The organism is Corynebacterium sp. HMSC28B08 (assembly GCF_001806865.1).
Lineage (GTDB): Bacteria > Actinomycetota > Actinomycetes > Mycobacteriales > Mycobacteriaceae > Corynebacterium > Corynebacterium auriscanis.
On record NZ_KV786138.1, the window covers coordinates 1 to 5,815 of the forward strand.

General features: G+C 53.0%; 7 protein-coding genes. 3 read left to right on the top strand and 4 right to left on the bottom strand.

What is annotated here, in order from left to right:
- Positions 1–36: 36 nt before the first annotated feature.
- The 4 genes from HMPREF3098_RS00615 to HMPREF3098_RS00630 all read right to left on the bottom strand — a co-directional run bounded on the left by HMPREF3098_RS00615 (position 37) and on the right by HMPREF3098_RS00630 (position 3,258).
- Positions 37–405 (bottom strand): hypothetical protein, encoded by a 369-nt coding sequence (locus tag HMPREF3098_RS00615; RefSeq protein WP_070433608.1) that lies wholly within the window; start codon positions 403–405, stop codon positions 37–39.
- Positions 402–1,199, bottom strand: coding sequence for a hypothetical protein (locus tag HMPREF3098_RS00620; RefSeq protein WP_246815793.1), 798 nt, complete (start codon positions 1,197–1,199; stop codon positions 402–404). The genes HMPREF3098_RS00615 and HMPREF3098_RS00620 overlap by 4 nt, the downstream gene beginning before the upstream one ends.
- 128 nt (positions 1,200–1,327) lie before the next feature.
- Entirely contained in the window at positions 1,328–2,017 is a 690-nt protein-coding gene (locus HMPREF3098_RS00625) for a response regulator (RefSeq protein ID WP_070433609.1), read from the bottom strand.
- 179 nt (positions 2,018–2,196) lie between these two features.
- Entirely contained in the window at positions 2,197–3,258 is a 1,062-nt protein-coding gene (locus HMPREF3098_RS00630) for a sensor histidine kinase (RefSeq protein ID WP_246815794.1), read from the bottom strand.
- 745 nt (positions 3,259–4,003) lie between these two features.
- Here HMPREF3098_RS00630 and HMPREF3098_RS12020 point away from each other — a divergent pair.
- The 3 genes from HMPREF3098_RS12020 to HMPREF3098_RS00635 all read left to right on the top strand — a co-directional run bounded on the left by HMPREF3098_RS12020 (position 4,004) and on the right by HMPREF3098_RS00635 (position 5,689).
- Positions 4,004–4,168 (top strand): relaxase domain-containing protein, encoded by a 165-nt coding sequence (locus HMPREF3098_RS12020; protein WP_168155962.1) that lies wholly within the window; start codon positions 4,004–4,006, stop codon positions 4,166–4,168.
- A 77-nt stretch (positions 4,169–4,245) separates the two neighbouring features.
- Positions 4,246–4,392, top strand: coding sequence for a hypothetical protein (locus HMPREF3098_RS11420; RefSeq protein ID WP_168155963.1), 147 nt, complete (start codon positions 4,246–4,248; stop codon positions 4,390–4,392).
- A 748-nt stretch (positions 4,393–5,140) separates the two neighbouring features.
- Positions 5,141–5,689: a ClbS/DfsB family four-helix bundle protein gene (locus HMPREF3098_RS00635; protein WP_070433611.1), complete on the top strand. Its 549-nt coding sequence runs from the start codon at positions 5,141–5,143 to the stop codon at positions 5,687–5,689.
- The last annotated feature ends 126 nt before the right edge of the window (positions 5,690–5,815 follow it).

Here is a 5,815-nt window from a genome sequence, read left to right on the forward strand (position 1 = left end):
GGCAGGATCAACGCACTCTAAATCCGGAAGGGCCCGTTATTGCAATCCGACATCAGTCGCTTTAAGCCACTTCTGATAGCTCGGAACGGCTATGAATGCGGCAAACATACATGCTGGAAAAAGAAGCATTGTCAGAGGAAGTTCACTGAGTAGGATTACTACTGTGTAAATAACCGTAAAGCACACTATGGCTACGCTGTTCAATTCCACAGGAGCGCGTTTGCGTTGAAACATAGCAACTAAGACTGTGGACACGATGAATACGGCAATCAGTAGGAGAATATTGATAACGAGGCGACCCTTGTTCGTAGTAATGCTTTCGACAAGCTGAGTTCCCGCAGTCATCGCGGTGCATATCGCATAAAAAGCTGACAATGCCAAGGTGAAGGCATATTTTTTACTCATGAACACCCCTCTGTGTATTCGGCTGGAGAAACTCCAATAATTCCTGAAATGCCGATGTAACCCACCTTCAACTGTACGCACTTTTTGCCCGCCACAGCCCGTGTCGCGGTTTCGGTGACGTGGATCGAATTCTTCGCCCACCAGCCCGCGATGGCTGGGCCGAATGGTGGTGGAACTGCTAGCCAAAAGGGTCCCACTGCAGCGGCTCCAGCGGCTCCAGCAGCCAGTTTACGAGTCTCCTCTTTACTAAAGTAAATATGGCCTGAAATGTTTCCCCAGTTCCAGCGTGGATCGGCTGTGATTGGGTAGGTAGCTGATTCATTCTTCTCTACGTGCTGGGTTAGCTCCTTTCCGTCGGTAGTGAACCATGTTTCCAGATTCCTCCCGTGAGCATCTTTCGCCCAGGGCTCAGAAATTCGGATGGCGATTCCTCCATTCTGCTCAACGAAGAAGAAGCCATCGCGTTCCACGATAGTTGCCTCTTTGGGAAGGTTGAGGTCAAAAGTTCTACTGTGAGGATCATCCGGGGAATCAATGGTAAATACTGTCTGTTCTCCGCCTGCAACAGGAATTGTTGTAACAGAGCCTGGCTCTCCGTGAGTTGTGATCCGTGGAGTGAAATCGACATCTCTATCTGGATTGAGTGCGTCGATATTTTCAGGCGACGTGATGGTTACTTCATCCCCTCCCTGTGTTTCTGGGAGAGACTCTGCAGACGCAGCATGCATTGTGGGGGAGAGAGTCGCTGCTGTAATCAGTAGCGGAGCTAGTAATTTCCAGCTGTTCTGAAACATACTTTGCTTCCTGAGGTAAGGTGGATGAGACGAAAATCAGAGTAATCCATAGAATGCTTGCGTTGAGCTGTTCAAGTCTTTTATATCGGATGCGATACCCCCTGAAGGGGCAGTTAATTGGCGAGTCGCTAGGTGCCTATGTTTTCTGAAGGCAGTCGCAGCGCGGTACCTTGGTGTGAATCCTTGCATGTCTGATACCTGACTGCGAGATCTACACGGTTCCTCGCGGAGAATTTGATGAAGAGGTTTGCGATCACTTTTCTGACTGTGACCTCGGCCAAACGTAGCGATTTGCCGATTTCTCCATTTGTTTTACCTTCGCAGATGAGGGATAGAACGACTTGTTCACGGTTGTTGATCTTTGGAGCTCGAAACTCACTTCCATCTTCTCTATTGACGACGGTTTTGCTGTCGAGGAGTCTGTTGAGGCAGCCGGGAGAGAGAACTGTTCCCCCGTGCGTGGCGTCACGTAGAGAGTGAATGATTGATTCTGGGGCTTGTCCTTTAATGATGTAGCCCACCGCGCCCAGGCCTAAGCACTTGAGCATCGTGTCATCAGTATCGAAGGCGGTCATGGCGACGAATAAGGGCGGGCGGTTAAAGTCCTGGATGTGTTGGAGTAGTTCAATACCGTCGATATCCGGCATACGAACATCAGACAGGACAAGATCACAGGTGTTGGTGTCTAGCCAGGTTAGTGCTTGCCTGCCAGTTCTGGCCGTGCCTGATACCTTTAGATCGTCGGTGGTGGAGAAATATACGGGGAAGGTATCGAGGATGGTGGGGTCATCGTCGACCAACAGGATGCGCGTGGTCATTTGTTGCACCACGGCAGGTGTGGCTTTTTGGAGCAGCTTAACCAGTCTGTGATGCCGAAAGGTGCTACCGTGTTGGCTTCATGTGTCGGCGGGTCAGTGATGGCGGGAGCCAGTGGTAGGAGTGCACCAAGGGCTGCGTATGTGATGGCTTTGGTCATGTAACTAGTTATAGACCACCTCTATCGTCGCAGGAAGGGAAGACGGGCGATTGTGATCCATTCTTGTTCATCGGAGCGAATTATCAATGTGCCGCCGAGTGTGTGCAGTGTCTGAGACATGCTGGTTAAACCCAGATGAGTTGAGCCGGTGGGCTTCGCCTGTGCGGGGGTGTGGTGGTTGGTGACGGTGATGGTCACCCCCTCATCATCGGATGTTGTGTCGATAGCCACAGTGCTGTGGGGTGTGGCGTGCTTGATGATGTTGGTGGCTGTTTCGCTTAAGACACGTTCAAGAGCGGTGTTGGGCAGGGTCATGGTCACAGGAGTGGCCAGCCGGGTGGTGGTTGTGACGGTAAAGCCGTGATCACGCAGCCGCTTAGTGGTGGTGTCCAGTATGATTGGCAGACTGTTCGTGGGTTCGGTGTTGGGGTGGGTGTTGAGTGTGGTGAGCAGTTGTCGGGTGCGGTCAAGGGCGTTGCGGGCGGTGCCTGCGACACCTTTTAGTTCGTCTTGACGCTGTGGGGTGGTGACGGCGAGTTTTTCTGCCTGGGCGATGACGGATGTCAGATCCGCGGCGATGGTGTCATGCAGCAGGCTGGTGAGTTGTTGACGACGGGCTTGTTGGATGCGTTGGGTGTTGAGATGTTGTTGGTGGTTGCGGTGGATCCATAGGCCAAGGAGGTAAGCCAGGGTGGCGATGGTACAAAAGATCATCAGCGTGATGGCCTCGAAAGTGAAGTGTGCTTCGTGTGGCGAGTAAAAGCCACCGAGAGTGATGGTGACTGCAACTAATAGGGTCAGCAGGTGGTGGTTGGTAGCGGTGATGGCGGTGATGAGGAAGACGCCGAGGAAGAGTTCCACACCTGTGGAATGGCCTGCTAGGAGTGCGCCGAGGAATGCGGTGATGTAGATGCCTGTGCTGATGCGCGGGTAACGGGGCGCGACGATGAGGCTAAGGGCCTGGGTCATGATCAAAACGGTAATCAGCGGCGTGCGTGGGCTTTCGTTGAGGATGCTCGCGCCACTAAAGATCAGTGCGAGGGAGGCTAGGATCACGGTGGTGGGCAGACGCTGGGAAACCATGAGGTTTAGGCTACCGGCCGTGTTAGTGGGTGGTATCAGCATGGGGCTCATCATGCTGAGTGCTATCTTCCCGTTGTCGCTGTCATGGGCAACGATTCTTACGCGGACTGTGTAGGAGGGGACTTCTCGGTGTGCTTCCTTCCTGTCTGCCGCTACTCGTCGATGCGTGGTCGCCAGTGGGAGACGAAGCTGTTGAGTTGTGTGCGGATGGAACCGCGATCAATGGCGGTGGCGGAGCTAGCAGGCGTCATATCACTAGCCTACGAAACGATAGAGGCAGAGCCGTTCTGATTCGAACAAATGTGTTCGCGCCTTGGGCGTGGAGGCCGAGCCCAAGCCGAGTTCCGCACACCGTTTTTCGTTACCGCGAGTGGCACAACAACGCCCCAGTTCTCCATGACCGCTACACGAAAAACACCCCACCACTCACACGCAAAATACCGGTCGCCCCGACCAGCACTGACACAAGCAACGCAACTGCTGCAAGCAGCAAAAACACTCCTACATTTGCAATAAACATGCGAGATCGACCGTTGTGCTCACAGTGCGGTTGGAGGTGGTGTCAGAGAAGCAGTGTTGACCTTGTTGAAGTTGCACTCTGAATCTGTCGCCTACTACGGGTCAACAGTTGATGACACTCGTGGCACACAGGCTTACTATTCGGAGCATGGGCGCCAGCCTGCGCGTGCGTGGGTGGTGAGTGTGTTGGCTGACGCCGAGCCGGTATTGGAAGGAATTTTGTGGTGTGAACAATGGTCAGGCGGTGGCGGGGAAAGATGTGAGTCGGTGGTTTTATCACGGGGAGGCACCTAGTGGTGAGGGGTTGGGTCGGGCACCGGGGTCTCGGGGGTTTGACGTGACGTTGTGCGCGCCGAAAAGTGTGTCGGTGTTGTGGGGGGGGGCTTTCTGATGATGCTCGGGTGGGTACGGCGGTGGATACCGCACACGAGAAGGCTGTTGCTACGGCGTTGCGGTATTTGGAGTTGCATGCGGGATATACGCGTCGTGCTGATCCGACCCGAGGTTGCGCGCGAGAACATCTACGACCGGCTGGAATATCTGGTCGATGGGGTGATGAACTCGGGCGTGGCCTGGACGGTGACACCGGAGCGTGATTTTCGAAAACGGCACTGAATCGGCCATGTACCGAGACCCCTTCGCAAATCGCATATACGAAACCGGTGATCAAACACTAGTGTGCGCCACCGTTGTGGATACCTGAAATTGTTGATGCTGATTAGGAAACTGGCTACATCTACGTACTCAAGTCTTTGAGGCAACACCCCGACGTGCGATCATTTCGGGATTTGCGCAAGATTGGGGTTTCACGTGGGATGGTGGAAAGAGCATTGCTGAAGATATTGTGCTTTTCATGTATGGCCCAGTTGTTGGAGGTCTTCTGGAGAGTTCGGCAAAGAACCCAATCGGCGCGTACGTGCCGATTGGGGCACCTTGGTGGGGGGTGAGGCTCATTTGTCTGGTGAATGGGCATGATCGTGCCGGATTTAGGGTTCGGGTTGGTATTGCGTAAGGTTAACTAGGAAAACCGGCAAATTCCTGCCGGTAGTGGTGCGTGGTAGTTAGTGTGAAGTTTCGTTCGGTTAACAGGTAGGTAGGTGAGTGGAGTGCTGGATCTGGCAAGTGCTGTGCGGAATCGCCGTCGTGAGCTGAACCTGACTCAAGAGGAACTTGCGGCCATTACGAGGGATAGAATAGGAACGGCGTGTCAGAACTTGACGGAATACATTCTTTGACTAGTTTTCTGCGCAAGGAGTGGCAGCCTTGGCAAGGGAAAAGGCTCGGTGCATATTAGACAATAGTATTAGTGCTATTGTTAATTTCATCGCGGGTAATTAGCGTCAATTTCCTTTAGGGTTGTTTTATGGCTAGACCCCGTACTAAAGATGAGCTGCTTGCTGCGTCCACCATGCAATTCGATAAACTTATTGCGCTTGTCGAATCACTCCCGCCTGCTGCGCGTGAAGCTAGCTTCCCGTCAGTGCTGACTGATCGCGAGCCGGAGGCTCACTGGCGGCGTGACAAGAACTGTAAAAACGTCCTCGTTCACTTGTATGAGTGGCAACAACTCTGGTTGACTTGGATCAACGATAACTTAGCTGGCAAGGATCGTCCGTTCTTACCTTCCCCATATACGTGGAGGAACTACGCTCCTATGAACGAGGGGTTTCGTGATAAGCACCATGCTACGACCTATGGGCAGGCACTCGAGCTCTTGAAGAAGTCCCACCAGCAGATTTTGGCCCGAATCCAGCCCTTCAGTGATGAGGAACTGTTCACAAAGAAGCATTTTGCGTTCACCGGCACCACGTCTTTAGGTTCCTATGCAGTCTCTGCGACGAGCTCGCATTACGAGTGGGCATGCAAAAAGATCCGTTTGTATAAGAAAGCACTAAAGCGATCCACGCTCTGAATCGTAGAGCCATCTTCATGGCACTTGTCGGGTTGTGAGATCCGAGTCAGTTGTATGTGAGGCTTTTTATAGGTGAGGTTTAAGCGGATGGTAACTGAAGTGCCCCGGGTTTTGTTCCTAGGCATT